Below are 25,450 nucleotides of genomic sequence, written 5' to 3'. Positions count from 1 at the left end.
CTCCAGTGTCCGCGTCTGAGGACAGCTATCCTCACTGCCGGAACGGGAAGTTGAAGTGACGCAGCAGAGCGCGGGCTTCTTCGTCGGTCTTGGCCGTCGTCGTGATGATGACGTCCATACCCCAAACCTGCTCCACCTTGTCGTAATTGATCTCAGGGAACACCAGGTGCTCCTTGATGCCCATCGCGTAGTTGCCGCGACCGTCGAACGACCGGGGGTTCAGACCACGGAAGTCGCGAACGCGGGGAAGCGCGATGGTGACGAGACGATCGAGGAACTCGTACATACGCACCTTGCGGAGCGTAACCTTGGCGCCGATCGGCATGTTCTCGCGGACCTTGAACTGCGAGATAGCCTTGCGGGCTTTCGTGATCACCGGCTTCTGACCGGCGATGAGCGCGAGATCGGCAGCGGCGACCGAAGCCTTCTTGGAATCAGCGGTCGACTCGCCAACGCCCATGTTGAGCACGATCTTGTCGATCTGCGGCACTTCCATGGGGTTCTTGTAGCCGAATTCTTCAATGAGCTTCGGACGCACCACTTCCTCGTAGTGCTTCTTAAGCCGCGGCGTGTAACCGTCCACCTGAGCCTTAGCCATCGATCAGGTCCCCCGAACGCTTGGCGAAGCGGACCTTGCGGCCGTCTTCGAGAACTTTGAAACCAACCCGGGTCGGCTTGCCGTCCTTCGGGTCCGCATAGGCCAGGTTCGACAGATGGATCGGGGCTTCCTTGGTAATGATGCCGCTCTCCTGACTTGCCGTCTGGCGCTGGTGGCGCTTCACCAGGTTCACGCCACGGACGACCGCGCGCTCTTCCTTCGGGAGCACCTGCACGACTTCACCGGTCTTGCCCTTGTCGCGACCGGTCAGGACGACGACCTTGTCGCCCTTCTTGATCTTCGCGGCCATTAGAGCACCTCCGGCGCAAGCGAAATGATCTTCATGTGGTTCTTGGCACGCAGTTCACGCGGAACGGGGCCGAAGATACGAGTGCCGACCGGCTCTTTCTGATTGTTGATCAGAACGGCGGCATTGCGGTCAAAACGGATGACCGAGCCGTCAGCGCGACGGATGTCCTTGGCGGTGCGCACGACGACCGCCTTCATGACGTCGCCCTTCTTCACGCGGCCGCGCGGAATAGCCTCTTTCACGGATACGACGATGATATCGCCCACGGAAGCGTACTTACGCTTCGAACCGCCGAGAACCTTGATGCACATCACGCGACGGGCGCCGGAGTTATCGGCGACGTCAAGATTCGTCTGCATCTGGATCATGGCTTTGATCCTTTCCTTTGTTTCAGACAGGTTTCCGGGTCAAGGCACGATTGCCCCCCGGACTACGCCTGACGGGGATCTGATGTCCCCTGCCCTTCAAATGTCGAGAGAGGCGGTCGTATACACGAACCGCCCCTGCTAGACAACCCCAAGAAAAAGGCTTTTTAGGCCTTCGCTTGGTCGACGAGCACCCAGGTCTTTAGTTTGGAGAACGGCTTGGTCTCTTCGATGAAGACCGTGTCGCCCACCTTGGCAGTGTTGTTCTCGTCATGAGCGTGGTAGTTCTTCGTCTTACGCACGGTCTTCTTCAGAACCGGGTGCGTGAAACGACGCTCCACCTTCACAACGACCGTCTTGTCCTGCTTATCGCTGACAACGACGCCCTGCAAAACGCGCTTCGGCATCTTGATTTCCTCTTAAGCCTTAGCCGCAACGGCCTTCTGGCGCTGCAGCGTCTTGACGCGGGCGATGTCCCGACGGACTTCACGGACGCGTCCGGTGTTCTCGAGCTGGCCCGTGGCGCGCTGGAAGCGGAGGTTGAACTGCTCTTTCTTCAGGTTGAGCAGCTCGTCCGACAGCTGGTCAGCGGACATGGCCTTGAGGTTAGAGAATCGCTCTTTGGACTTCATGATTCCCTCTCCTTACTCGGCAATGCGCTGGATGAAGCGCGTCTTGATCGGGAGCTTGGCAGCGCCGAGACGGAGCGCCTCGCGGGCGATATCCTCCGGCACGCCGTCGATCTCGAACATGATACGGCCGGGCTTTACCTTGGCCGCCCAGTATTCGGGAGCGCCCTTGCCCTTACCCATACGCACTTCGGTCGGCTTCGTCGAAACCGGCACGTCCGGGAAGATCCGGATCCACACACGGCCCGCGCGTTTCATGGCGCGGGTGATGGCGCGGCGTGCCGCCTCGATCTGACGAGCGTTGATACGCTCGGGTTCCATCGCCTTCAGGCCGAACTGGCCGAAGTTGAGGTCCGTACCGCCCTTCGCAGTGCCGGAAATGCGGCCCTTGAACTGCTTACGGAACTTCGTTTTCTTCGGTTGCAACATGGCAAACCTCTCCTGACCTCTCCGTTACGCCGCCTGCTCGCGGCGGCCACCAGAGCGGCCTCCTTCGTCACTCATCCGCTTGTCCTGGGCCATCGGATCGTGCTCAAGGATTTCGCCCTTGAAGATCCAGACCTTGATGCCGCAGGTGCCATAGGTGGTGTACGCGGTGGACACGCCGTAATCGACATCCGCACGCAGCGTATGCAGCGGAACGCGGCCCTCGCGGTACCATTCCAGGCGGGCGATTTCAGCGCCACCCAGACGGCCCGAGCAGTTGATACGGATGCCTTCGGCGCCCAGACGCATCGCCGACTGAACGGCGCGCTTCATGGCGCGGCGGAACGCGACGCGACGCTCGAGCTGCTGAGCGATCGAATCGGCCACCAGGGTGGCATCGACTTCCGGCTTGCGGACTTCGACGATGTTGATCGACACATCCGCGTCCGTCATCTTGGCGACGGTCTTGCGGAGCTTCTCGATGTCGGCACCTTTTTTGCCGATCACCACGCCCGGACGACCGGAGTGAATGGTGACGCGGCACTTCTTGTGCGGACGCTCGATGACGATCTTCGAGACGGCGGCCTGCTTCAGCTGCTTCATGAGAGCTTCGCGGATCGCCATGTCCTCGTGCATCAGCTTGGCGTACTCGCCCTTGCCGGCGAACCAGCGCGAGTCCCAGGTCCGGTTGATGCCGAGCCGAAGACCGATCGGGTTAACTTTCTGACCCATCTGGTTCTCCTTTATGCCTGTTCGGCAACTTCCCGAACCACGATCGTGAGGTTCGAGAACGGCTTTTCGATACGAGCACCCCGGCCACGGGCCCGGGCGTGGAAGCGCTTCATGACGAGCGCCTTGCCGACGTATGCTTGGCTGACGACGAGATCGTCCACATCAAGGTTGTGGTTGTTCTCGGCGTTAGCAATGGCGCTCTCGAGGCACTTCTTCACGTCGCGAGCGATGCGCTTGCGGGAGAACTCGAGATCGGCGAGAGCCGCAGAAACCTTCTTGCCGCGGATAAGGGCCGCAACAAGATTGAGCTTCTGGGGGCTGACGCGCAGCATGCGAGCGACGGCTTGAGCCTCGTTGTCGCTCAATGCGCGAGGAGTCGCGGCCTTACCCATCTTACTTCCTCTTCGCCTTCTTGTCCGCCGCGTGGCCGTGGAAAGTGCGGGTCGGCGAGAACTCGCCGAACTTGTGACCCACCATTTCCTCGCTCACGAGAACGGGAATGTGCTTCTGACCATTGTAGACCCCGAACGTGAGGCCCACGAATTGCGGGAGGATCGTGGAGCGGCGGCTCCAGATCTTGATGACCTCGTTGCGGCCCGAAGAACGGGCAGCCTCGGCCTTCTTGAGGAGGTAGCCGTCGACGAACGGACCCTTCCAAAGCGAACGTGCCATGACGTGCCTCTATCCTTACTTCTTCCGAGCGTGGCGGCTCGACACAATGAACTTGTCGGTCCGCTTGTTCGAACGGGTTTTCTTGCCCTTGGTGGGAACGCCCCACGGGGACACCGGATGGCGGCCACCGGAGGTACGACCTTCACCACCACCGTGCGGGTGGTCGATCGGGTTCATGGCGACGCCGCGGTTGTGCGGACGCTTGCCCAGCCAGCGGTTACGGCCGGCCTTACCGATCGAGGTGTTCATGTGGTCCGGGTTCGACACCGCGCCGACGCTGGCGAAGCACTGGCCATGGACCATGCGCTGCTCGCCGGAGTTCAGGCGGACCGTCACGTAGCCCTGGTCACGACCCACGATCTGAGCATAGGTACCGGCAGAGCGGGCCAGAGCGCCGCCACGGCCGATCTTCAGCTCGACGTTGTGGATAATCGTTCCCACCGGCATGTTGCCGATCGGCATCGCGTTGCCCGGCTTAATGTCGACCTGCTCGCCAGCCGCTACCTGATCGCCGACAGCCAGACGCTGCGGGGCCAGGATGTAGGAGAGCTCGCCGTCGGCGTAACGGATGAGTGCGATGAAGGCGGTGCGGTTCGGATCGTACTCGATCCGCTCCACGCTCGCCACATCGCCCATACGGCCGCGACGCTTGAAGTCGACAAGGCGCAGGGTACGCTTATGACCACCGCCACGGAAGCGGACGGTCACACGACCCAGATTGTTACGGCCGCCGGAGGAGCTCTTGCCCTCCGTCAGCTTCTTGACCGGCTTGCCCTTATAGAGCTCGCTGCGGTCGACGATCACCAGCTGGCGCAGGCCGGGGGTGATTGGTTTGAACGTTTTCAAAGCCATCGGATCACTCTCTCAACCGATCAGAGGCCCGTCGTGACGTCGATGGTCTGGCCCTCTTCGAGGGTCACAACCGCCTTCTTCACGTCCGACCGCTGGCCGCGGGTGCCGCGGAACAACTTCACTTTGCCCTTGGTGACGAGCGTGTTGACGCTCTTCACCTTGACATCGAACAGCTTCTCAACCGCTTCCTTGATCTGCGGCTTCGTCGCATCCGGGCGCACCTTGAACACGACCTTGTTCTGCTCGGAAAGAGCGGTCGCCTTCTCGGTGATGACCGGGCTTACGATCACATCGTAATGGCGCGGGTCCAGGCTCATTTGAAGCGCGCCTCCAGCGCATCGACAGCTGCCTTCGTGAGAACGAGCTTCTCGCGACGCAGGATGTCATAGACGTTGATGCCCTGCACCGGCAGGACGTCGATGTTCGGGATGTTGCGAGCAGCCCGCTGGAAGTTCGTCTCGATCTCAGCGCCGCCGATGATCAGGGCATTGCCGAGGCCGAGCTTGCCGAAGCGCTCGACGAGAGCCTTCGTCTTGGGCTCGGAGAGCGTCACATCGTCGAGAACGACGAGCGAAGCGTCCTTGGCCTTGGACGAGAGCGCATGCTTCAGAGCAAGAGCGCGGACCTTCTTCGGCAGGTCGTGAGCATGGCTACGAACCTGCGGGCCGAAGGCACGACCGCCGCCCCGGAACTGGGGAGCGCTCGCAGCACCATGACGGGCGCTGCCGGTGCCCTTCTGCTTGTAGACCTTCTTCGTCGTCCGGTCGATGTCCGAACGATTCTTGACGGCGTGCGTGCCGGCCTGGCGCTTCGCGAGCTGCCAGCGGACGCAACGGGCCAGCAGATCGGCGCGCGGCTCGAGACCGAAGATGGCCTCGTTCAGCTCGACGGAGCCGGACTTGTTGCCCTCAAGCGTGGTGACATCAAGCTTCATCACGCATTCTCCTCTTGGGCCAGCTCAGCCTGGGGGGCCGGTGCAGCATCGTTGGCCGAGCGGAACGCGCCGGGCATCGGCACTTCCTTCGGCAGCTTCCGCTTCACCGCATCGCGGACGAAGATCCAGCCGCCGGCGACGCCAGGAACGGCGCCTTCGACGAGGATCAGACCGCGCTCGACGTCGGTCGACACGACACGCAGGTTCTGCGTGGTGACGCGCTCGACACCCAGGTGACCCGGCATCTTCTTGTTCTTGAACGTCTTGCCCGGATCCTGGCGGCCACCGGTCGAACCGATCGAGCGGTGGGAGACCGACACGCCGTGAGTGGCGCGCAGACCGCCGAAGTTCCAGCGCTTCATACCGCCCGCGAAGCCCTTACCGGTGGTGATGCCCGTGACGTCCACGAACTGACCGGCAATGAAGTGATCAGCGGTGATTTCGGCGCCGACCGGGATGATGGCATCCTCGGAGACGCGGAATTCCGCGAGCTTGCGCTTCGGCTCGACCTGAGCGACGGCGAAACGTCCGCGCTCGGCCTTCGAAACGTTCTTTACCTTGGCCTTGCCGACGCCGACCTGCAGCGCGGTGTAGCCGTTCTTTTCCTTGGTCCGGTGGGCGACGACCTGGCAGTTGTCGACCTTCAGAACCGTGACCGGGACATGCTCACCGGCATCCGTGAAGATGCGGGTCATCCCGACTTTCTGTGCAATGACGCCTGAGCGCATGTGCGTATCCTCTCGGCGTGTCTACCGAAAGCTCCAAGCCCAACGGCTTAGAGCTTGATTTCCACGTCCACACCAGCAGCGAGATCGAGCTTCATCAGAGCATCAACCGTCTGCGGGGTGGGGTCCACGATATCGAGAACACGCTTATGAGTGCGCATCTCGAACTGCTCGCGCGACTTCTTGTCGATGTGCGGCGAGCGAAGAACCGTAAAGCGCTCGATGCGCGTCGGCAGCGGGATGGGCCCGCGAACCTGGGCGCCGGTCCGCTTCGCAGTCGACACGATTTCCCGTGTCGAAGCGTCGAGGATCCGGTGGTCGAACGCCTTAAGGCGAATACGAATGTTTTGACCGTTCATGGCTTATCCATTCAACAAGGGAAGCGGCCGAGCCGGAGCCGGCCGCTGTCCTTTGATCCTCTCTTGTTAATCCATCACGGCGGCGACGACGCCGGCGCCGACGGTGCGGCCGCCCTCACGGATGGCGAAGCGCAGCTTCTCCTCCATGGCGATCGGCGCAATCAGCTCGACTTCCATCGTGATGTTGTCGCCCGGCATCACCATCTCGGTGCCCTCGGGCAGCTTCACCACGCCGGTCACGTCGGTCGTGCGGAAGTAGAACTGCGGCCGGTAGTTGCCGAAGAACGGCGTATGACGGCCGCCCTCCTCCTTGGTCAGGATGTAGGCCTCGGCCTTGAACTTGGTGTGCGGCTTAATCGAGCCGGGCTTGCACAGCACCTGGCCGCGCTCCACGTCCTCGCGCTTCGTGCCGCGCAACAGCACGCCGACATTGTCGCCGGCCTGGCCCTGGTCGAGCAGCTTGCGGAACATCTCGACGCCGGTCACCGTCGTCTTCTGCGTGTCGCGCAGACCCACGATCTCGACCTCCTCGCCGACCTTGATCACGCCGCGCTCGACGCGCCCCGTCACCACCGTGCCGCGGCCCGAAATCGAGAACACGTCCTCGATCGGCATCAGGAACGGCTGGTCGATCGGACGCTCCGGCTGCGGGATGTAGCGGTCAACCTCGGCCATCAGCTTCAGAACCGCGTCACGGCCGATCTCCGGCTGGCGGTCTTCGAGCGCGCACAGCGCCGAGCCCTTGACGATCGGAATGTCGTCGCCGGGGAAGTCGTACTTCGACAACAGCTCGCGCACCTCGAGCTCGACCAGATCCAGAAGCTCCGGATCGTCGACCATGTCGACCTTGTTCATGAACACCACCAGCGCCGGCACGCCGACCTGACGCGCCAGCAGGATGTGCTCGCGGGTCTGCGGCATCGGGCCGTCCGCCGACGACACCACCAGGATCGCGCCGTCCATCTGCGCCGCGCCGGTGATCATGTTCTTCACGTAGTCGGCGTGGCCGGGGCAGTCGACGTGGGCATAGTGCCGGTTCGTGGTCTCGTACTCCACGTGCGCGGTCGAGATCGTGATGCCGCGCGCCTTCTCCTCCGGCGCCTTGTCGATCTGGTCGTAGGCGGTGAACGTCGCACCGCCCGACTCGGCCAGAACCTTCGTGATCGCCGCCGTCAGAGACGTCTTGCCATGGTCGACGTGACCAATCGTCCCGATGTTGCAGTGCGGCTTCGTCCGCTCAAACTTTTCCTTCGCCATCGTGGCACCCGTTCCTTTGATATTCCAATATTCGCTTTAGTGGGTTCAGGCGTATTTCGCCTGAACCTCGGCAGCCACGTTCGACGGCACCTGTTCGTAGTGGTCGAACTGCATGGTGTAGTTGGCCCGGCCCTGGCTCATCGAGCGCAGGGTGTTCACGTAGCCGAACATGTTGGCGAGCGGGACCATCGCATTGATGACCACGGCATTGCCGCGCATGTCCTGACCCTGGATCTGGCCACGACGGGAGTTCAGGTCACCGATGACCGAACCCGTGTAGTCCTCAGGGGTCACAACCTCGACCTTCATCACCGGCTCGAGCAGAACCGAGGCGCCCTTCTGGAGAGCTTCACGGAGAGCTGCGCGAGAGGCGATTTCGAAGGCCAGGGCCGACGAGTCGACTTCGTGGAAGGCGCCGTCGATGAGCTCGACCTTGAGATCGACCACCGGGAAGCCGGCGATGACACCAGCCCCCACGACCGACTGCAGGCCCTTTTCGACGCCCGGGATGTATTCCTTCGGGACAGCACCGCCGACGATCTTCGACTCGAACGAGAAGCCGGCACCCGGCTCGTTCGGCTGAACGACCAGTTTCACGCGAGCGAACTGACCCGTACCGCCGGTCTGCTTCTTGTGGGTGTAGTCCACTTCGGTCTTCTTCGTGATCGTCTCACGATAAGCCACCTGCGGAGCACCGATGTTCGCATCGACCTTGTAGGTACGACGGAGAATGTCGACCTTAATGTCGAGGTGCAGTTCGCCCATGCCCTTCAGGATCGTCTGGCCCGACTCGGAGTCGGTGGAGACGCGGAAGGACGGGTCCTCAGCGGCGAGCTTGGCGAGAGCCAGACCCAGCTTCTCCTGGTCGGCCTTCGACTTCGGCTCGATGGCGATCTCGATGACGGGCTCAGGGAACTCCATCTTCTCGAGGATCACGGCCTTGATAGGATCGCAGAGCGTGTCACCGGTGCGGACTTCCTTGAGGCCGGCCAGAGCGACGATGTCGCCGGCAAAGGCTTCCTTGATGTCTTCACGGTTGTTCGCATGCATAAGGAGCATGCGGCCGACGCGCTCCTTCTTGTCGCGGGTCGAGTTCAGGATCGAAGCGCCAGCATCGACCTTGCCCGAGTACACGCGGCAGAAGGTGATCGTGCCCACGAAGGGGTCGTCCATGATCTTGAAGGCGAGCATGGAGAACGGCTCTTCGTCGGAAGGCCGACGAACCGTCTCTTCCTCGGTCTTGAAGTCGATGCCCTTGATCTCGCCGCGATCGACGGGAGACGGCAGGAAGTCGACGACGGCGTCGAGGAGCGGCTGAACGCCCTTGTTCTTGAACGCCGAACCGCAGAGAACCGGGTGGAAGGCGCGACGCTGTACGGCGGTGCGAACCAGGCGGCGCAGGGTCGCCTCGTCCGGCTCCTGGCCGTCCAGGTAGGCCATCATGGCCTCGTCGTCCATCTCAACCGCAGCCTCGATGAGCTTGCCGCGATATTCCTGAGCCTGATCGACGAGGTCAGCCGGAATGTCCTGCTCGCTGTAGGCAGCGCCCAGAGCTTCGCCGGACCAGACGATGGCCTTCATCTTGATCAGGTCGATCACGCCCTTGAAGTCGCTTTCAGCGCCGATCGGGAGCTGGAGGCAGACGGGCTTGCCGGCCACGCGGTCGATGATGTCGGCCACGCACTTGAAGAAGTTCGCGCCGGTCTTGTCCATCTTGTTGACGAACACGATACGCGGAACGTCATACTTGTCGGCCTGGCGCCAGACGGTTTCAGTCTGAGGCTCGACGCCCTGGTTGCCGTCGAGCACGCAGACGGCGCCGTCGAGGACGCGCAAGCTGCGCTCCACTTCGATGGTGAAGTCGACGTGGCCGGGAGTGTCGATGATGTTCAGACGCTTGCCGTTCCAGAAGCAGGTGGTCGCAGCGGACGTGATCGTGATGCCACGCTCCTGCTCCTGCTCCATCCAGTCCATGGTAGCGGCACCCTCGTGCACTTCACCGATCTTGTGGGACTTACCGGTGTAGTACAGGATGCGCTCAGTCGTCGTCGTCTTGCCGGCATCGATGTGAGCCATGATGCCGAAGTTACGGTAGTCCTCAATCGCGTGCGTGCGGGGCATCGCTTAAGCTCCTTACCGTTACCAGCGGTAGTGCGAGAACGCACGGTTGGCTTCAGCCATACGGTGGGTATCTTCGCGCTTCTTCACGGCGTTGCCGCGGTTGTTCGAGGCGTCGAGCAGCTCAGCGGAGAGACGCTCGACCATGGTCTTGTCGTTGCGGCCGCGGGCAGCCTGGATGATCCAGCGGATCGCGAGGGCCTGACGGCGCTCGGCGCGGACTTCGACCGGAACCTGGTACGTCGCACCGCCAACGCGGCGGGAACGGACTTCGATCGCCGGAGCGACGTTGTCGAGGGCCTGCTTGAAGACCTCGAGCGGGTTGGCCTTGGCACGGCTTTCGACGACGTCGAGTGCACCGTAAACGATACGCTCGGCGGCGGACTTCTTGCCGTCGTACATGATGGAGTTCATGAACTTCGTGACGACGACATCACCGAACTTCGGATCCGGGATGATCTCACGCTTTTCGGCGCTATGGCGGCGGGACATGAGCGAGCTCCGACCTAATTGATGTTGACGGCTTACTTCGGCCGCTTCGCGCCGTACTTCGAACGACGCTGCTTACGATTCTTCACGCCCTGGGTGTCAAGGACACCGCGGAGAACGTGGTAGCGAACACCCGGAAGGTCCTTCACGCGGCCGCCGCGGATCATGACCACGGAGTGCTCTTGAAGGTTGTGGCCCTCGCCCGGGATGTAACCGATGACTTCGAAGCCATTGGTCAGACGAACCTTTGCGACCTTACGAAGAGCCGAGTTCGGCTTCTTCGGGGTCGTGGTGTAGACGCGCGTGCACACGCCGCGCTTCTGCGGGCAGGCCTCAAGCGCGGGAACCTTATTCCGGCTCTTTTGCGCCGTCCGCGGCTTGCGGATCAGCTGAGAGATCGTTGGCATCCTGTGCCCTCTTTCACCAGCCACCGAAGTGGCCTTTGTGTGTCTCAAACGGTTTAACGCCGCACCAACGTTTCTGCGGACCGATAGGGTTGCACAAAACGAAGCCACGCCATTGGCCCGGAAAGGCCCTTGGCGCGGTGCGATTGCAGAGGACCACGATGATCTGGCATCGCGGTCGTGCCCTAAATCTGACATGTGTCAGTCAAGGTTGAGTTCGGCAGCGTTTAGGTGGCATCGGTCGAAGCTAGGCGCTTCAACTGGCGAAAACCTACGGCCAGCCGGAAAGTCCGGTCTCTCTAGCGCTCGAGTCGGGGAAAGTCAACAGATTTCCGCTAACCAAGCGGAAAGGTTTCGCCACGAACGGTCTCGTGCCCGGGACAGGCCCTTTTTTGGGATTCTTTGTCGTATTCGCAAGACGGCGAAGGTGACTTCCCAGAACCGATGCCCTTGGTCGGCGATCCGATCATACCGCAATGTCAGCCGGCGCCGTCAAGCTTCCCCTGCCCGGCGCCCAGAAACGAAAGGGCCGCCCGGAGGCGGCCCTTCCAATCTCAATGGAGCCTAGCGCTTACTCGGCTGCCGGGGGCAGCTCGCCGACCTGGGCAGCGGACTCCGAGCGCTTCTGCTGAAGGATCAGCTCGTCGCGGTGGGAGGCCACGGCCTTGATCTGGGCCGTCAGAGCACCTGTGCCAGCCGGGATGAGGCTGCCGACGATGACGTTCTCCTTAAGGCCCTCGAGGGTATCGACCTTGCCGTTGACCGCCGCCTCGGTGAGGACGCGAGTGGTCTCCTGGAAGGACGCCGCCGAGATGAAGGAGCGGGTCTGCAGCGAGGCCTTGGTGATACCGAGCAGAACCGGCACGCCTTCGGCTGGCTTCTTCTTCTCGGCCGCGAGACGCTCGTTGGCCTCCTCGAACTCGAGACGGTCCACCTGCTCGCCGGCGAGGAACTCGCTGTCGCCCCCGTCGGTGATCTCAACCTTCTGCAGCATCTGGCGAACGATCACCTCGATGTGCTTGTCGTTGATGAGCACGCCCTGGAGACGATAGACCTCCTGGATCTCGTTCACGAGGTAAGCTGCCAGCTCCTCGACGCCCTTGATCGCAAGGATGTCGTGCGGGGCCGGGTTGCCGTCCACGATGAAGTCGCCGATTTCGACCACGTCGCCGTCCTGCAGGTGGATGTGCTTGCCCTTCGGGATCAAGTACTCCACAGGCTCCGAACCATCGTGCGGGTTCAGCGTCAGGCGACGCTTGCTCTTGTAGTCGCGGCCGAACTGAATCGTACCGGACTTCTCCGCAATGATGGCCGCATCCTTCGGACGACGAGCCTCGAACAGCTCCGCCACGCGCGGCAGACCGCCCGTGATGTCGCGGGTCTTGGCGCTCTCGGTCGAGACACGGGCCAGAACGTCACCGGCCTTCACCTTCGAGCCGGGATCGACCGCGAGGATCGCGTCCACGGGCAGGAGGTAACGGGCGTCACCGCCGCGGGCGAGCTTGGCAACCTTGCCGCCCTTGCCCTCGATGATCACGGCCGGGCGGAGGTCGGCCGTACGGGCCGAACCGCGCCAGTCGATGACCACACGCTTGGCGATGCCGGTGGACTCGTCCATGGACTCGATCATCGACGCGCCGTCCACGAGATCCTCGTAACCCACGGTGCCTTCGACCTCGGTCAGGATCGGACGCGAGTAAGGATCCCACTCCGCGATACGCTGACCGCGCTTGATCGTGTCGCCCTCGTCCACCTTCAGACGCGAACCGTACTGCAGGCGGTGGACCGCACGCTCGGTGCCGTCGGGACCGGTGATCACAACAGCTACGTTGCGGCCCATGACGACGAGATCGCCGTCGGAGTTGCGCGCAATGTTCTTGTTGCGGAAGCCGATCGTGCCCTCGAAGCTCGACTCGATGAAGGACGAGTCGGCGATCTGAGCCGCGCCACCGATGTGGAAGGTCCGCATCGTGAGCTGGGTGCCCGGCTCGCCGATAGACTGAGCGGCGATCACACCGACAGCCTCGCCGTGGTTGACCGGAGTACCGCGAGCCAGGTCGCGACCGTAGCAGGTGGCGCAGACGCCGTTCTTCGACTCGCAGACGAGCACCGAACGGATCTTCACTTCCTGGATGCCGGCAGCGCCGATGGCTTCGAGGTGATGCTCCTCGATCATCGTGCCTTTGGGCACGATCACGGTGCCATCCTGAGCGACCAGATCCTCGGCCGTGGAACGGCCCAGGATGCGGGAGGCCAGCGACGCGACCACCTGGCCGGCGTCGATGATGGCGCGCATCTTGATGCCCTTGTCGGTGCCGCAATCCGGCTCACGAATGACCGCATCCTGCGCAACGTCCACGAGACGGCGGGTCAGATAACCCGAGTTCGCGGTCTTGAGCGCAGTGTCGGCCAAGCCCTTACGGGCGCCGTGGGTCGAGTTGAAGTACTCGAGAACGTCCAGGCCTTCCTTGAAGTTCGAGATGATCGGCGTCTCGATGATCTCACCCGACGGCTTGGCCATGAGGCCGCGCATCGCGGCGAGCTGCTTCATCTGAGCCGGCGAACCACGAGCGCCCGAGTGGGACATCATGTAGATCGAGTTGACCTGCTTGTCGCGGCCCAGTTCGTCCTTCTGGACGGTCGAGATGCGGTTCATCATCTCGGCAGCCAGACGATCCGAGCACTTCGCCCAGGCGTCGACGACCTTGTTGTACTTCTCACCCTGGGTGATGAGGCCGTCCTGGTACTGCTGCTCGTAATCCTTGGCGAGAGCGCGGGTCTCCTCGACGATCTCCCACTTGTTCTCCGGAATCACCATGTCGTCCTTGCCGAACGAGATGCCGGCGCGGAACGCATTGTAGAAGCCGAGGCCCATGATGCGATCGCAGAAGATGACCGATTCCTTCTGACCGCAATGGCGGTAGACGGCATCGATCATGCCCGAGATCTCCTTCTTCGTCATGAGCTTGTTCACGACGTCGAAGGACAGGGCCGGATGCTTCGGCAGGAGGCGCGAGAGCATGACGCGACCAGGGGTCGTGTCGACGATCTTGGTGTAGGGCTTGCCGTCCTCACCCATGCCTTCCCAGCGGTAGCGGATCTTGGTGTGGAGCGTGATGACCTTCTCGTTCAGAGCATGCTCGATCTCCCCCATGTCGGCGAAGGCCTTGCCCTGGCCGGGCTGGCCATCGGAGACAATGGAGAGATAGTAGAGCCCCAGAACGATGTCCTGCGACGGCACGATGATCGGCTGACCGTTGGCCGGGTGCAGGATGTTGTTGGTGGACATCATCAGCACGCGGGCTTCGAGCTGAGCCTCGAGTGAGAGCGGCACGTGGACGGCCATCTGGTCGCCGTCGAAGTCCGCGTTGAACGCGGCGCAGACGAGCGGGTGCAGCTGGATCGCCTTGCCCTCGATGAGGGTGGGCTCGAAGGCCTGGATGCCGAGGCGGTGGAGCGTCGGAGCGCGGTTGAGCAGCACCGGATGCTCGCGGATGACCTCGTCCAGGATATCCCAGACCTCGGGCTTCTCCTTCTCGACGAGCTTCTTCGCCTGCTTGACGGTGGCGGACAGGCCGCGTGCGTCGAGCTTGGCGTAGATGAACGGCTTGAACAGCTCGAGAGCCATCTTCTTCGGCAGGCCGCACTGATGCAGCTTGAGCTCCGGGCCCACCACGATGACCGAGCGGCCCGAGTAGTCGACACGCTTGCCGAGGAGGTTCTGACGGAAGCGACCCTGCTTGCCCTTCAGCATGTCGGCGAGCGACTTCAGCGGACGCTTGTTGGCGCCGGTGATGACGCGGCCGCGGCGGCCGTTGTCGAACAGGGCGTCGACCGCCTCCTGCAGCATGCGCTTCTCGTTGCGGACGATGATGTCCGGAGCGCGCAGCTCCATGAGCCGCTTCAGGCGGTTGTTGCGGTTGATGACGCGGCGGTACAGGTCGTTCAGATCCGAGGTCGCAAAGCGGCCGCCATCGAGCGGCACGAGCGGACGCAGGTCCGGCGGAATCACCGGAACGACGGTCATGATCATCCACTCGGGCTTGTTGCCCGACTGGATGAACGCCTCGATGATCTTGAGGCGCTTCATGAGCTTCTTCGGCTTCAGCTCCGACGTGGTGACCGCGATTTCCTCACGGATGTCCTGGGCGGTCTTCTCGAGGTCGAGTTCCTGCAGGATGCGGCGGATGGCTTCCGCGCCGATCATGGCGGTGAAGCTGTCCTCGCCGTACTCGTCCTGGGCGCGGATATACTCTTCCTCGGTCAGCAGCTGACGGTCCTTCATGGGCGTCAGGCCGGCATCGACGACGATGTAGGATTCGAAATAGAGGATGCGCTCCAGATCCTTCAGGGTCATGTCGAGCAGCAGACCGATGCGGCTCGGCAGGGACTTGAGGAACCAGATATGCGCGACGGGAGCCGCGAGCTCGATATGGCCCATGCGATCGCGACGGACGCGGGCGAGCGTGACTTCCACGCCGCACTTCTCGCAGATCACGCCCTTGTACTTCATGCGCTTGTACTTGCCGCACAGGCACTCGTAATCCTTGATCGGGCCGAAGATGCGCGCGCAGAACAAGCCGTCGCGCTCGGGCTTGAACGTGCGGTAGTTGATGGTCTCGGGCTTTTTGATTTCGCCGTAGGACCAGGACAGAATCTTCTCAGGGCTCGCGATCGAGATCTTGATCTGATCGAAGCTCTGCGGCTGAGCCGTCTGGTTGAAGAGATTCATGACCTCTTGATTCATCGCCGTCTCCTGGGCTGAAGGGCGCTCACATAAGCACCCTCACCGGCAATTGCATGGGGCCGCGGCTCAAATGCCGCGGCCTTAACCTCAAATCGATAAGCGCTTTCGCACCTTACTCGGCGGCCTCGGACGGAGGCAGTTGCTCCGCCTCGTTGGCAGCCTTCTTGGAGTTGGTCAGTTCGACGTTCAGGCCGAGCGAACGCATTTCCTTCACGAGAACGTTGAAGCTCTCCGGAATGCCCGACTCGAAGGTGTCGTCGCCACGAACGATGGCTTCGTAGACCTTGGTACGGCCGGCCACGTCGTCCGACTTGACCGTGAGCATTTCCTGAAGGGTGTAGGCGGCGCCGTAAGCCTCGAGCGCCCAGACCTCCATTTCGCCGAAGCGTTGGCCGCCGAACTGGGCCTTGCCGCCCAGCGGCTGCTGGGTAACGAGGCTGTAGGGGCCGATGGAGCGGGCGTGGATCTTGTCGTCCACGAGGTGATGGAGCTTCAGCATGTAGATGTAGCCCACCGTGACCTTGCGGTCGAAAGGCTCGCCGGTCTTGCCGTCATACAACGTGACCTGACCCGACGGGTCGAGGCCGGCCTTCTGGAGCATGGCTTCGATGTCCGCCTCCTTCGCACCGTCGAAGACGGGGGTGGCGAAGGGAACGCCGCGGCGCAGCTTGTTGCCGAGTTCCACAAGTTCGTCGTCGGACGCCTGCTCGATTTCCGGCAGGTTGCCGTAGATCGAGACCAGCTGATCGCGCAGCCCCTTTGACTGACCGGACTTCATGTAGGCATCGACCGCCTGAGCGACCTGCTTGCCGAGACCGGCAGCAGCCCAGCCGAGGTGCGTCTCGAGGATCTGCCCCACGTTCATGCGGCTCGGCACGCCGAGCGGGTTGAGCACGATATCCGCATGGGTACCGTCCTCGAGGAACGGCATGTCCTCGATCGGAACGATGCGCGACACGACACCCTTGTTGCCGTGACGGCCAGCCATCTTGTCGCCGGGCTGGATCTTGCGCTTCACGGCCACGAAGACCTTGACCATCTTCATGACGCCGGGCGGAAGCTCGTCGCCGCGCTGCAGCTTCTCGACCTTGTCGAGGAAGCGCTGTTCAAGACGCTTCTTCGACTCGTCGTACTGCTTCTGCATGGCCTCGATCTCGGTCATCAGAGCATCGTCCTCGACCGCGAACTGCCACCACTGCGACCGCGGATACTCGTTGAGGAGCTCGCGGTTGATCGGAGTGTCCTTCTTGTAGCCTTTCGGCCCGGCCACGCCCTTCTTGCCGGTCAGGATCTCAGCCAGACGCGCATAGGTATTGCGGTCCAGGATCGCCTGCTCGTCGTCGCGGTCCTTGGCGAGACGCTCGATCTCCTCGCGCTCGATGGCCTGGGCACGCTCGTCCTTGTCGACACCGTGACGGTTGAAGACACGGACTTCGACGATGGTGCCGGTCACGCCCGGAGGCACGCGCAGCGAGGTGTCGCGAACGTCGGAAGCCTTCTCACCGAAGATGGCGCGCAGGAGCTTCTCTTCCGGCGTCATCGGGCTTTCGCCCTTCGGCGTGATCTTGCCGACGAGGATATCGCCCGCATGGACTTCGGCGCCGATATACACGATGCCGGCTTCGTCGAGATTCTTCAGCGCCTCTTCCGATACGTTCGGAATGTCGCGCGTGATTTCCTCAGGACCCAGCTTCGTGTCGCGGGCCATCACCTCGAACTCCTCGATATGGATCGAGGTGAACACGTCTTCCTTCACGATGCGCTCGGAGAGGAGGATCGAGTCTTCGAAGTTGTAGCCGTTCCACGGCATGAACGCGACGAGCACGTTGCGGCCGAGAGCCAGCTCGCCGTACTCCGTCGACGGTCCGTCGGCGATGATGTCGCCCTTGCGGACCATGTCGCCGGCGCGCACCAGCGGCTTCTGCGTGATGCAGGTCGACTGGTTGGAGCGCTGGAACTTCTGCAGGCGGTAGATGTCGACGCCGGGACGGGTCGGATCCGTGTTTTCCGTCGCGCGGATAACGATACGGGTCGCGTCCACCTGGTCGACGATGCCGGTGCGGCGGGCCGCAATCGCAGCGCCGGAGTCACGGGCCACGACCGCTTCCATGCCGGTGCCGACGAACGGAGCGTCCGCCTGAACCAGAGGCACGGCCTGACGCTGCATGTTCGAGCCCATGAGAGCGCGGTTCGCGTCGTCGTTCTCGAGGAACGGAATGAGAGCGGCCGCAACCGACACGAGCTGCTTCGGCGACACCTCCATCAGGTCCACGCGATCGGGCGCGACCACGATGTTTTCACCGGCGCGACGGCAGATCACCAGCTCTTCGGTGAGCGTGCCCTTGGCATCCAGCGGCGAGTTGGCCTGGGCGATGTTGTACTTCGCCTCTTCCATTGCGGAGAGGTACACGACCTCGTCCGTGACGCGGCTGTCGCGCACGCGGCGGAACGGCGTCTCGATGAAGCCGTACTTGTTGACGCGGGCGAAGGTGGCCAGCGAGTTGATCAGACCGATGTTCGGGCCTTCCGGCGTCTCGATCGGGCAGATACGGCCGTAGTGCGTCGGGTGCACATCGCGCACCTCGAAGCCGGCGCGCTCGCGGGTCAGACCGCCCGGGCCAAGCGCCGAGAGACGACGCTTGTGCGTGACCTCGGAGAGCGGGTTGGTCTGGTCCATGAACTGCGAGAGCTGCGAGGAGCCGAAGAATTCGCGCACGGCGGCGGCGGCAGGCTTCGCGTTGATCAGGTCCTGCGGCATGACGGTGTCGATATCGACGGACGACATGCGCTCCTTGATCGCGCGCTCCATGCGCAGCAGGCCGAGGCGGTACTGGTTCTCCATGAGCTCGCCGACCGAACGCACACGGCGGTTGCCGAGGTGGTCGATGTCGTCGATCTCGCCCTTGCCGTCGCGCAGGTCCACGAGCGCCTTCGTCACCGCGAGGATGTCCTCGCGGCGGAGCGTGCGCACGGTGTCCTCGGCATCGAGGTCGAGGCGCATGTTCATCTTCACGCGGCCGACAGCCGAGAGGTCATAGCGCTCGGCGTCGAAGAACAGCGAGTTGAACATGGCTTCCGCCGTCTCGAGGATCGGCGGCTCGCCCGGACGCATGACGCGGTAGATGTCGAACAGAGCGTCCTCGCGGGAGGAAGCCTTGTCCACGGCCAGCGTGTTGCGGATGTAGGGACCGACAGTGACGTGGTCGATGTCGAGAACCGGGATTTCCGTGTAGCCCAGATCGATGAGATCAACCAGGTTGCCCTTGCGGTCGCCAGTCTTGGCGTCCACGGCCATGGTCAGCTCGTCGCCGGCCTCGGCATAGATCTCACCCGTCTGCGGGTTGACGAGATCCTCGGCGATGTACTGGCCGACGAGATCCTCGTCCGTAACGCGCAGGTTCTTGAGGCCCTTCTCGGCGAGCTGGCGGGCGGCACGAGCGGTCAGCTTCTTGCCGGCCTCGAGCACGACCTCGCCGGTCTTCGCGTCGATGAGGTCGACGGAAGCCTTGAAGCCCTTCATGCGCTCCGCATCGTAAGGAATGGTCCAGCCATCCTTCGTCTTGGTGTAGATGATGCGGTTGTAGAAGGTGTTGAGGATTTCCTCGCCGTCGAGGCCCAGGGCGTAGAGCAGCGACGTAACCGGGATCTTACGCTTACGGTCGATGCGGGCGTACACGATGTCCTTGGCGTCGAACTCGATGTCGAGCCAGGAACCGCGATACGGGATGATGCGCGCAGCAAACAGCAGCTTGCCGGAGGAGTGCGTCTTGCCCTTGTCGTGGTCGAAGAACACGCCCGGCGAACGGTGCATCTGCGAGACGATGACGCGCTCGGTGCCGTTGACGATGAAGGTGCCGTTGTCGGTCATGAGCGGCATGTCGCCCATGTAGACGTCCTGCTCCTTGATGTCCTTCACGGAGCGGGCGCCGGTATCCGGGTCCACATCGAACACGATGAGACGCAGCGTCACCTTCAGCGGAGCGGCAAAGGTCATGCCGCGCTGACGGCACTCGTCAACGTCGTATTTCGGGGGCTCGAACGTGTATTTCACGAATTCGAGCAGAGCAGTGTTCGAAAAGTCCGAAATCGGAAAAACCGATTTGAAGACGGCTTGCAAGCCCTCTTCCGGCCGGCCGCCCTTTGGTTCTTCGACCATCAGGAACTGGTCGTAGGATGCCTTCTGAACCTCGATGAGGTTCGGCATCTCCGCCACTTCCTTGATTTTCCCGAAGAACTTGCGAATGCGCTTCCGGCCGATCAGTGTATTGGCCATCTGGACCTCGTTCCTCATACACGCCTAATCGAGAACCCCGGGGATCGGGACCCTGGATTAGCCGCCCGGCGAATAGCACCGGTTTTCCGAACAAACCCGGGCTCATTGCGAGCCCTTCATCATGCCGCCGCAGAAGCCCTGCCTCTTTGACGACACAACGGCCCCAAGCAAAACTGCCTGGGACCGTGTGTTTCTGAGCCCCGATTTCTCGGGGGTAACCCTGCAGCCTTAAGGCCGCAAAATTACTTAAGCTCGACCTTGGCGCCGACCTTCTCGAGGGTCGCCTTGATCTTCTCGGCTTCGTCCTTGGAAGCGCCTTCCTTGACAGGCTTCGGCGCGCCTTCGACGAGGTCCTTAGCTTCCTTGAGGCCGAGGCCCGTGATGCCACGGACTTCCTTGATGACCTCGATCTTCTTGTCGCCGGCCGAAGCGAGAACGACCGTGAACTCGGTCTTCTCTTCAACCGGAGCGGCAGCAGCAGCGCCAGGAGCAGCAGCAACGGCCACAGCAGCGGCAGCGGAAACGCCCCACTTCTCTTCGAGCATCTTCGAGAGCTCAGCGGCCTCGAGAACGGTCAGCGACGACAGATCGTCAACGAGCTTGGCAAGATCAGCCATTTTTGGATCCTTAAGTTCGGTTCGAACGGGTTAGTGATTGAGGGTACGGCCTCACGCCGCTTCGCCTGTCTTGGCATAGGCTCCGAACACACGGGCGAGCTTTGCCGCCGGCGCCGTGCTGAGCTGAGCGATCTTCGTGGCCGGGGCCTGAACGAGGCCGACCAGCTTAGCGCGCAGTTCATCGAGGGACGGCAGAGTGGCAAGCGCCTTCACTCCGTCCACGTTCAGAGCGGTCGTGCCCATCGCGCCACCGAGGATGACGAGCTTGTCGTTACCCTTGGCGAAATCGACAGCGACCTTGGGAGCCGCGACCGGATCGCTCGAGTAAGCGATCAGGGTCGGACCTTTCATAAGGCCCGAGATGGACGCGACGTCCGTGCCTTCGAGAGCGATCTTGGCGAGGCGGTTCTTCGCGACCTTCACGGTGGCGCCGGCCTGCTTCATCTGCGTGCGCAGCTTCTGCATGTCGGCGACCGTCAGGCCAGCATAGTGGGCCACGACGACGACGCTCGTGTTGGAAAACACGTCGCCGAGAGTCGAGACGAGCTCGCTTTTTGCTGCTCTATCCACTGGGCTCTCTCCGGTTGGCGGAATATGTCCGCCGGTTGCACCTGCCGTTCAAGGCCCAGGCTTGCACCTGAGGCACCCGAACGGCGCTCTCGCAAGCCCTGTCCCCCTGTCACGCCTGGCGGCGCAAAGGGTGAGATGGTTCGAACCGATACTCGCTGCCTGCATTGAACAGACATGAAACTCGGCTTCCCCGTCTATGCAGGCCCTCACGAATTAAGCCGGACAAGCCGGCACCTGCAGTCTCGGACAGGACATAGCCGGAACGCGCCAAAGGTTGCCCTTTGACCCGCCGGCTTGTCACCACTCCGTCTCCGGAGTGGATTGGCAGCCAGAAGCACGCGCAAAAGCGCAGCCTCGGCATATGTTGGAAACTCAACGCGTTCTAATAAGCCTTCTCAGGCTGATTGCCAAGAGGCATTAGCGGGCTTTTGATGCTTTATTTACGCAACTTAGTATCACCGCCCTGCCCTTTTCAACCGAAACGGGAGGCTAACGAAAAAGCCCGGCGACAGGCGCCGGGCTTCTCCTGTTCGATTCGAACGGTCGATTAGCCGTTGAGGACCGACGAAGGGTCGACCTTCACGCCCGGGCCCATCGTCGAGGAGACGGCGATGCGCTGGATGTAGGTGCCCTTGGCGCCCGTAGGCTTCGCCTTGGAGACGGCATCGGCGAAAGCCTTGATGTTCTCCACGAGCTTGCCCTCGTCGAAGGAGGCCTTGCCGATACCGGCATGGACGATACCAGCCTTCTCGACGCGGAATTCGACGGCGCCGCCCTTGGCAGCCTCGACGGCACTCTTGACGTCCATGGTGACCGTGCCGACGCGCGGATTCGGCATCAGGCCGCGCGGGCCGAGCACCTTACCGAGGCGGCCGACGAGGCCCATCATGTCCGGGGTGGCAATGCAGCGATCGAAGTCGATCGTGCCGCCGTTGACGGTCTCGAAGAGGTCCTCGGCGCCCACGATGTCGGCACCGGCAGCCTTGGCCTCTTCGGCCTTCGGACCACGGGCAAACACGGCCACGCGCACCGTACGGCCAGAGCCGTTCGGCAGGTTGCAGACGCCACGAACCATCTGGTCGGCGTGACGGGGATCGACGCCCAGGTTCATCGAGATCTCGATGGTCTCGTCGAACTTCGCCTTGGCGCGGTCCTTGATCAGCTTCACTGCATCCTGAAGCGGATACAGCTTGGCGGCATCGATGCCCTCACGGGCTGCGCGGATGCGCTTACCTTCCTTAGCCATCGTGCCCTCCTTACGCCACTTCCATGCCCATCGAGCGCGCGGAGCCCTCGATCATGGCCATGGCGGATTCAACGGTGTCGCAGTTGAGATCGGCCATCTTCTTCTCGGCGATCTCGCGGATCTGGTCGCGGGTGACGCGGCCGACGGTGCCGCCCTTGCCGGGAGTCTGCGACCCCTTGTCGATCTTCGCGGCCTTCTTGAGGAAGTACGAGACCGGGGGCTGCTTCATCTCGAAGGTGAAGGAACGATCCTGATAGGCGGTGATGATCACCGGGATCGGGGTGCCCTTCTCCATCTGCGCGGTCTTCGCGTTGAAGGCCTTGCAGAACTCCATGATGTTCAGACCGCGCTGACCCAGCGCAGGACCGATCGGCGGCGACGGGTTGGCCGCGCCGGCGGGCACTTGCAGCTTAACATAGCCCGAAATTTTCTTTGCCATAGGACTGCTCCCAATGGACCACCCGCCCGGAGCCAACCGAACCAAGTGGTAGTTGCAGATCGCGGTACAGCCTGTTGTCCCCGGCTGGCGACCGGGCAGACCTCCCGCGGATGAAGGCTCTCAAGAGAGCCGAAAGGCGGCACCTTTGGGGCGCCGGCCTTAACCGGATCAGATCTTTTCGACCTGTCCGTATTCGAGTTCGACCGGCGTCGCGCGACCGAAGATGGACACTGCGACCTTGAGGCGGGCGCGGGTATGGTCGACTTCCTCGACGACGCCGTTGAAGGATGCGAACGGGCCGTCGGAGACGCGCACCTGCTCGCCAACCTCGAAGCTGACGGAAGGCTTGGGGTGATCGACACCTTCTGCCACCTGACCCTTGATGCGCTCGGCCTCGCGGTCCGGAATCGGAACCGGCTTGGCCTTGTCGGCGCCCAGGAAGCCCGTCACCTTCGGCGTATTCTTGATGAGGTGGTAGACCTCGTCGGTCAGGTCGCACTTCACCAGGACGTAACCCGGGAAGAACTTGCGCTCGGTATCGACCTTACGGCCGCGGCGCACCTCGACGACCTTCTCGGTCGGCACCATGACCTCGTCGAACTTGTCCTCCAGGCCGCGCTGCGCTGCCTGGTCCTTGATCGACTGAGCCACCTTGTTTTCGAAATTCGAGTAGGCGTGGACGATATACCAACGCTTCGTCATGCCATCCACCCCTTAACCGCCAAGCCCAAGGATCACCGAGCGGACGCCCCAACCGATCGCCTGATCGACGACCAGAAAGAATACGCTCGCCACCACGACCATCACGAACACCATGGCAGTGGTGATCATGGTCTCCTTGCGCGTCGGCCAGGTCACCTTCGCGGCTTCCGAGCGGACCTGCTGTATGAAATCGAACGGGTTCGTCTTCGCCATTTCGCTTGCGTCCACAGGCTTTTGAGAGGCTGCGAACGTCCCTAAGGGCACGCTTGAGCCCAAATTGAAGGGGCGCGAGGCTGTTCTTAGCCTCGCGCCACCTGTTCAAACCATCTTGAGGACGCCTCTTAATCGAAAACGTCCGCTTTGTCGACCCGCTGGCAGGAGTGGAGGGACTCGAACCCCCAACCCCCGGTTTTGGAGACCGGTGCTCTAGCCGATTGAGCTACACTCCTGCGAGCGGGTCGGCGGGTGGCGGCTTATCCGCCACCCGGTTTCGTCTTAATCCATCACGGCGGCGACGACGCCGGCGCCGACGGTGCGGCCGCCCTCACGGATGGCGAAGCGCAGCTTCTCCTCCATGGCGATCGGCGCAATCAGCTCGACTTCCATCGTGATGTTGTCGCCCGGCATCACCATCTCGGTGCCCTCGGGCAGCTTCACCACGCCGGTCACGTCGGTCGTGCGGAAGTAGAACTGCGGCCGGTAGTTGCCGAAGAACGGCGTATGACGGCCGCCCTCCTCCTTGGTCAGGATGTAGGCCTCGGCCTTGAACTTGGTGTGCGGCTTAATCGAGCCGGGCTTGCACAGCACCTGGCCGCGCTCCACGTCCTCGCGCTTCGTGCCGCGCAACAGCACGCCGACATTGTCGCCGGCCTGGCCCTGGTCGAGCAGCTTGCGGAACATCTCGACGCCGGTCACCGTCGTCTTCTGCGTGTCGCGCAGACCCACGATCTCGACCTCCTCGCCGACCTTGATCACGCCGCGCTCGACGCGCCCCGTCACCACCGTGCCGCGGCCCGAAATCGAGAACACGTCCTCGATCGGCATCAGGAACGGCTGGTCGATCGGACGCTCCGGCTGCGGGATGTAGCGGTCAACCTCGGCCATCAGCTTCAGAACCGCGTCACGGCCGATCTCCGGCTGGCGGTCTTCGAGCGCGCACAGCGCCGAGCCCTTGACGATCGGAATGTCGTCGCCGGGGAAGTCGTACTTCGACAACAGCTCGCGCACCTCGAGCTCGACCAGATCCAGAAGCTCCGGATCGTCGACCATGTCGACCTTGTTCATGAACACCACCAGCGCCGGCACGCCGACCTGACGCGCCAGCAGGATGTGCTCGCGGGTCTGCGGCATCGGGCCGTCCGCCGACGACACCACCAGGATCGCGCCGTCCATCTGCGCCGCGCCGGTGATCATGTTCTTCACGTAGTCGGCGTGGCCGGGGCAGTCGACGTGGGCATAGTGCCGGTTCGTGGTCTCGTACTCCACGTGCGCGGTCGAGATCGTGATGCCGCGCGCCTTCTCCTCCGGCGCCTTGTCGATCTGGTCGTAGGCGGTGAACGTCGCACCGCCCGACTCGGCCAGAACCTTCGTGATCGCCGCCGTCAGAGACGTCTTGCCATGGTCGACGTGACCAATCGTCCCGATGTTGCAGTGCGGCTTCGTCCGCTCAAACTTTTCCTTCGCCATTGATTTCTACCTTACATAGGCCAGGAACAAAAAACCCGAGGCGTCCCGATATTGCGGTTACGCCAAATGCGCAAGTGCCAATTTCAATCTTGCAGAAGGTAATTATCGAAGAAGCCGTCCCAAAGCCCCGCTATCGAGGTTTTTTAACGCGTCCATCACCCAGCCAAAGCAAAGCTTAGGCTGAAAAGAGGGCAATCGTACAGGAATGGAATTGAGAGGAAGAGCTGGAGCGGGTGAAGGGAATCGAACCCTCGTATTCAGCTTGGAAGGCTGCTGCTCTACCATTGAGCTACACCCGCT

Annotated in this window: 27 protein-coding genes and 2 tRNA genes; all 29 read right to left on the bottom strand. The window is 62.5% G+C overall.

Features of this window, described 5'->3' with window-relative positions; all coding sequences use genetic code 11:
• Positions 1–31 precede the first annotated feature (31 nt).
• Entirely contained in the window at positions 32–598 is a 567-nt protein-coding gene (gene rplE / locus ACUXUR_RS15200; protein ID WP_445503188.1) for a 50S ribosomal protein L5, read from the bottom strand.
• Entirely contained in the window at positions 591–908 is a 318-nt protein-coding gene (gene rplX / locus ACUXUR_RS15195; RefSeq protein ID WP_047186981.1) for a 50S ribosomal protein L24, read from the bottom strand. Before rplX ends, rplE begins: the two co-directional genes overlap by 8 nt.
• The gene (gene rplN / locus ACUXUR_RS15190; RefSeq protein ID WP_009764309.1) at positions 908–1,276 is read right to left on the bottom strand and encodes a 50S ribosomal protein L14; all 369 of its coding nucleotides are present in this window, start codon (positions 1,274–1,276) and stop codon (positions 908–910) included. Before rplN ends, rplX begins: the two co-directional genes overlap by 1 nt.
• Before the next feature lie 164 nt (positions 1,277–1,440).
• Complete coding sequence (gene rpsQ / locus ACUXUR_RS15185; protein ID WP_116529224.1) at positions 1,441–1,680, bottom strand: 30S ribosomal protein S17; 240 nt, start codon at positions 1,678–1,680, stop codon at positions 1,441–1,443.
• A 12-nt stretch (positions 1,681–1,692) separates the two neighbouring features.
• Positions 1,693–1,905: a 50S ribosomal protein L29 gene (gene rpmC, locus ACUXUR_RS15180; protein WP_047186983.1), complete on the bottom strand. Its 213-nt coding sequence runs from the start codon at positions 1,903–1,905 to the stop codon at positions 1,693–1,695.
• A 12-nt stretch (positions 1,906–1,917) separates the two neighbouring features.
• Positions 1,918–2,331 (bottom strand): 50S ribosomal protein L16, encoded by a 414-nt coding sequence (gene rplP / locus ACUXUR_RS15175; RefSeq protein ID WP_047186984.1) that lies wholly within the window; start codon positions 2,329–2,331, stop codon positions 1,918–1,920.
• A 24-nt stretch (positions 2,332–2,355) separates the two neighbouring features.
• Positions 2,356–3,060: a 30S ribosomal protein S3 gene (gene rpsC / locus ACUXUR_RS15170; protein WP_445503187.1), complete on the bottom strand. Its 705-nt coding sequence runs from the start codon at positions 3,058–3,060 to the stop codon at positions 2,356–2,358.
• Between the two features lie 11 nt (positions 3,061–3,071).
• On the bottom strand, positions 3,072–3,452 hold the full coding sequence (rplV, locus tag ACUXUR_RS15165; RefSeq protein WP_047186986.1) for a 50S ribosomal protein L22: 381 nt from the start codon (positions 3,450–3,452) through the stop codon (positions 3,072–3,074).
• Position 3,453: 1 nt separating this feature from the next.
• Complete coding sequence (gene rpsS, locus ACUXUR_RS15160; RefSeq protein ID WP_047186987.1) at positions 3,454–3,732, bottom strand: 30S ribosomal protein S19; 279 nt, start codon at positions 3,730–3,732, stop codon at positions 3,454–3,456.
• 15 nt (positions 3,733–3,747) lie between these two features.
• The gene (rplB, locus tag ACUXUR_RS15155; protein WP_445503186.1) at positions 3,748–4,584 is read right to left on the bottom strand and encodes a 50S ribosomal protein L2; all 837 of its coding nucleotides are present in this window, start codon (positions 4,582–4,584) and stop codon (positions 3,748–3,750) included.
• Between the two features lie 20 nt (positions 4,585–4,604).
• The gene (locus ACUXUR_RS15150; RefSeq protein ID WP_047186989.1) at positions 4,605–4,901 is read right to left on the bottom strand and encodes a 50S ribosomal protein L23; all 297 of its coding nucleotides are present in this window, start codon (positions 4,899–4,901) and stop codon (positions 4,605–4,607) included.
• Entirely contained in the window at positions 4,898–5,518 is a 621-nt protein-coding gene (rplD, locus tag ACUXUR_RS15145) for a 50S ribosomal protein L4 (protein WP_116529219.1), read from the bottom strand. Before rplD ends, ACUXUR_RS15150 begins: the two co-directional genes overlap by 4 nt.
• Positions 5,518–6,246 carry a 50S ribosomal protein L3 gene (rplC, locus tag ACUXUR_RS15140; protein WP_445503185.1) on the bottom strand — a complete coding sequence of 243 codons (729 nt, stop codon included), beginning with the start codon at positions 6,244–6,246 and terminating at the stop codon, positions 5,518–5,520. Before rplC ends, rplD begins: the two co-directional genes overlap by 1 nt.
• Before the next feature lie 47 nt (positions 6,247–6,293).
• A complete protein-coding gene (gene rpsJ, locus ACUXUR_RS15135) occupies positions 6,294–6,602 on the bottom strand; it encodes a 30S ribosomal protein S10 (RefSeq protein WP_009764298.1) in 309 nt (102 codons plus the stop codon).
• A gap of 66 nt (positions 6,603–6,668) precedes the next feature.
• Positions 6,669–7,859, bottom strand: coding sequence for an elongation factor Tu (gene tuf / locus ACUXUR_RS15130; RefSeq protein ID WP_445503177.1), 1,191 nt, complete (start codon positions 7,857–7,859; stop codon positions 6,669–6,671).
• Positions 7,860–7,904: 45 nt separating this feature from the next.
• Entirely contained in the window at positions 7,905–9,980 is a 2,076-nt protein-coding gene (gene fusA / locus ACUXUR_RS15125) for an elongation factor G (protein WP_445503184.1), read from the bottom strand.
• Positions 9,981–9,998: 18 nt separating this feature from the next.
• Positions 9,999–10,469, bottom strand: a complete 471-nt coding sequence (gene rpsG / locus ACUXUR_RS15120) for a 30S ribosomal protein S7 (protein WP_445503183.1) — start codon at positions 10,467–10,469, stop codon at positions 9,999–10,001.
• A gap of 32 nt (positions 10,470–10,501) precedes the next feature.
• Positions 10,502–10,873, bottom strand: coding sequence for a 30S ribosomal protein S12 (gene rpsL / locus ACUXUR_RS15115; RefSeq protein WP_019400023.1), 372 nt, complete (start codon positions 10,871–10,873; stop codon positions 10,502–10,504).
• 568 nt (positions 10,874–11,441) lie between these two features.
• Positions 11,442–15,617 (bottom strand): DNA-directed RNA polymerase subunit beta', encoded by a 4,176-nt coding sequence (rpoC, locus tag ACUXUR_RS15110; protein WP_445503182.1) that lies wholly within the window; start codon positions 15,615–15,617, stop codon positions 11,442–11,444.
• A gap of 112 nt (positions 15,618–15,729) precedes the next feature.
• The gene (gene rpoB / locus ACUXUR_RS15105; RefSeq protein WP_445503181.1) at positions 15,730–19,890 is read right to left on the bottom strand and encodes a DNA-directed RNA polymerase subunit beta; all 4,161 of its coding nucleotides are present in this window, start codon (positions 19,888–19,890) and stop codon (positions 15,730–15,732) included.
• A gap of 242 nt (positions 19,891–20,132) precedes the next feature.
• Positions 20,133–20,507, bottom strand: coding sequence for a 50S ribosomal protein L7/L12 (rplL, locus tag ACUXUR_RS15100; protein WP_047192271.1), 375 nt, complete (start codon positions 20,505–20,507; stop codon positions 20,133–20,135).
• 51 nt (positions 20,508–20,558) lie between these two features.
• The gene (gene rplJ / locus ACUXUR_RS15095) at positions 20,559–21,077 is read right to left on the bottom strand and encodes a 50S ribosomal protein L10 (protein WP_445503180.1); all 519 of its coding nucleotides are present in this window, start codon (positions 21,075–21,077) and stop codon (positions 20,559–20,561) included.
• A 547-nt stretch (positions 21,078–21,624) separates the two neighbouring features.
• Positions 21,625–22,323 carry a 50S ribosomal protein L1 gene (gene rplA / locus ACUXUR_RS15090; RefSeq protein ID WP_445503179.1) on the bottom strand — a complete coding sequence of 233 codons (699 nt, stop codon included), beginning with the start codon at positions 22,321–22,323 and terminating at the stop codon, positions 21,625–21,627.
• Positions 22,324–22,333: 10 nt separating this feature from the next.
• Positions 22,334–22,762, bottom strand: coding sequence for a 50S ribosomal protein L11 (rplK, locus tag ACUXUR_RS15085; protein WP_047192274.1), 429 nt, complete (start codon positions 22,760–22,762; stop codon positions 22,334–22,336).
• Positions 22,763–22,930: 168 nt separating this feature from the next.
• The gene (gene nusG / locus ACUXUR_RS15080; RefSeq protein WP_445503178.1) at positions 22,931–23,464 is read right to left on the bottom strand and encodes a transcription termination/antitermination protein NusG; all 534 of its coding nucleotides are present in this window, start codon (positions 23,462–23,464) and stop codon (positions 22,931–22,933) included.
• 12 nt (positions 23,465–23,476) lie between these two features.
• Positions 23,477–23,677, bottom strand: coding sequence for a preprotein translocase subunit SecE (gene secE, locus ACUXUR_RS15075; protein ID WP_047192276.1), 201 nt, complete (start codon positions 23,675–23,677; stop codon positions 23,477–23,479).
• A gap of 159 nt (positions 23,678–23,836) precedes the next feature.
• Positions 23,837–23,913: transfer RNA gene (locus ACUXUR_RS15070), tRNA-Trp, on the bottom strand.
• A gap of 46 nt (positions 23,914–23,959) precedes the next feature.
• Positions 23,960–25,150 carry an elongation factor Tu gene (tuf, locus tag ACUXUR_RS15065; RefSeq protein WP_445503177.1) on the bottom strand — a complete coding sequence of 397 codons (1,191 nt, stop codon included), beginning with the start codon at positions 25,148–25,150 and terminating at the stop codon, positions 23,960–23,962.
• Between the two features lie 225 nt (positions 25,151–25,375).
• Positions 25,376–25,449, bottom strand: a tRNA-Gly gene (locus tag ACUXUR_RS15060).
• Position 25,450 lies beyond the last annotated feature (1 nt).

The organism is Microvirga medicaginis (genome assembly GCF_052658925.1).
Note: the sequence above shows the minus strand (reverse complement) of the source record. Positions and strands in the feature narration are given on the sequence as shown.

Coding starts and splice junctions, on each gene's coding strand:
- rplE (WP_445503188.1), bottom strand. CDS start 598: ATGGCTAAGGCTCAGGTGGACGGTTACACGCCGCGGCTTAAGAAGCAC.
- rplX (WP_047186981.1), bottom strand. CDS start 908: ATGGCCGCGAAGATCAAGAAGGGCGACAAGGTCGTCGTCCTGACCGGT.
- rplN (WP_009764309.1), bottom strand. CDS start 1,276: ATGATCCAGATGCAGACGAATCTTGACGTCGCCGATAACTCCGGCGCC.
- rpsQ (WP_116529224.1), bottom strand. CDS start 1,680: ATGCCGAAGCGCGTTTTGCAGGGCGTCGTTGTCAGCGATAAGCAGGAC.
- rpmC (WP_047186983.1), bottom strand. CDS start 1,905: ATGAAGTCCAAAGAGCGATTCTCTAACCTCAAGGCCATGTCCGCTGAC.
- rplP (WP_047186984.1), bottom strand. CDS start 2,331: ATGTTGCAACCGAAGAAAACGAAGTTCCGTAAGCAGTTCAAGGGCCGC.
- rpsC (WP_445503187.1), bottom strand. CDS start 3,060: ATGGGTCAGAAAGTTAACCCGATCGGTCTTCGGCTCGGCATCAACCGG.
- rplV (WP_047186986.1), bottom strand. CDS start 3,452: ATGGGTAAGGCCGCGACTCCTCGCGCATTGAGCGACAACGAGGCTCAA.
- rpsS (WP_047186987.1), bottom strand. CDS start 3,732: ATGGCACGTTCGCTTTGGAAGGGTCCGTTCGTCGACGGCTACCTCCTC.
- rplB (WP_445503186.1), bottom strand. CDS start 4,584: ATGGCTTTGAAAACGTTCAAACCAATCACCCCCGGCCTGCGCCAGCTG.
- ACUXUR_RS15150 (WP_047186989.1), bottom strand. CDS start 4,901: ATGAGCCTGGACCCGCGCCATTACGATGTGATCGTAAGCCCGGTCATC.
- rplD (WP_116529219.1), bottom strand. CDS start 5,518: ATGAAGCTTGATGTCACCACGCTTGAGGGCAACAAGTCCGGCTCCGTC.
- rplC (WP_445503185.1), bottom strand. CDS start 6,246: ATGCGCTCAGGCGTCATTGCACAGAAAGTCGGGATGACCCGCATCTTC.
- rpsJ (WP_009764298.1), bottom strand. CDS start 6,602: ATGAACGGTCAAAACATTCGTATTCGCCTTAAGGCGTTCGACCACCGG.
- tuf (WP_445503177.1), bottom strand. CDS start 7,859: ATGGCGAAGGAAAAGTTTGAGCGGACGAAGCCGCACTGCAACATCGGG.
- fusA (WP_445503184.1), bottom strand. CDS start 9,980: ATGCCCCGCACGCACGCGATTGAGGACTACCGTAACTTCGGCATCATG.
- rpsG (WP_445503183.1), bottom strand. CDS start 10,469: ATGTCCCGCCGCCATAGCGCCGAAAAGCGTGAGATCATCCCGGATCCG.
- rpsL (WP_019400023.1), bottom strand. CDS start 10,873: ATGCCAACGATCTCTCAGCTGATCCGCAAGCCGCGGACGGCGCAAAAG.
- rpoC (WP_445503182.1), bottom strand. CDS start 15,617: ATGAATCAAGAGGTCATGAATCTCTTCAACCAGACGGCTCAGCCGCAG.
- rpoB (WP_445503181.1), bottom strand. CDS start 19,890: ATGGCCAATACACTGATCGGCCGGAAGCGCATTCGCAAGTTCTTCGGG.
- rplL (WP_047192271.1), bottom strand. CDS start 20,507: ATGGCTGATCTTGCCAAGCTCGTTGACGATCTGTCGTCGCTGACCGTT.
- rplA (WP_445503179.1), bottom strand. CDS start 22,323: ATGGCTAAGGAAGGTAAGCGCATCCGCGCAGCCCGTGAGGGCATCGAT.
- rplK (WP_047192274.1), bottom strand. CDS start 22,762: ATGGCAAAGAAAATTTCGGGCTATGTTAAGCTGCAAGTGCCCGCCGGC.
- nusG (WP_445503178.1), bottom strand. CDS start 23,464: ATGACGAAGCGTTGGTATATCGTCCACGCCTACTCGAATTTCGAAAAC.
- secE (WP_047192276.1), bottom strand. CDS start 23,677: ATGGCGAAGACGAACCCGTTCGATTTCATACAGCAGGTCCGCTCGGAA.
- tuf (WP_445503177.1), bottom strand. CDS start 25,150: ATGGCGAAGGAAAAGTTTGAGCGGACGAAGCCGCACTGCAACATCGGG.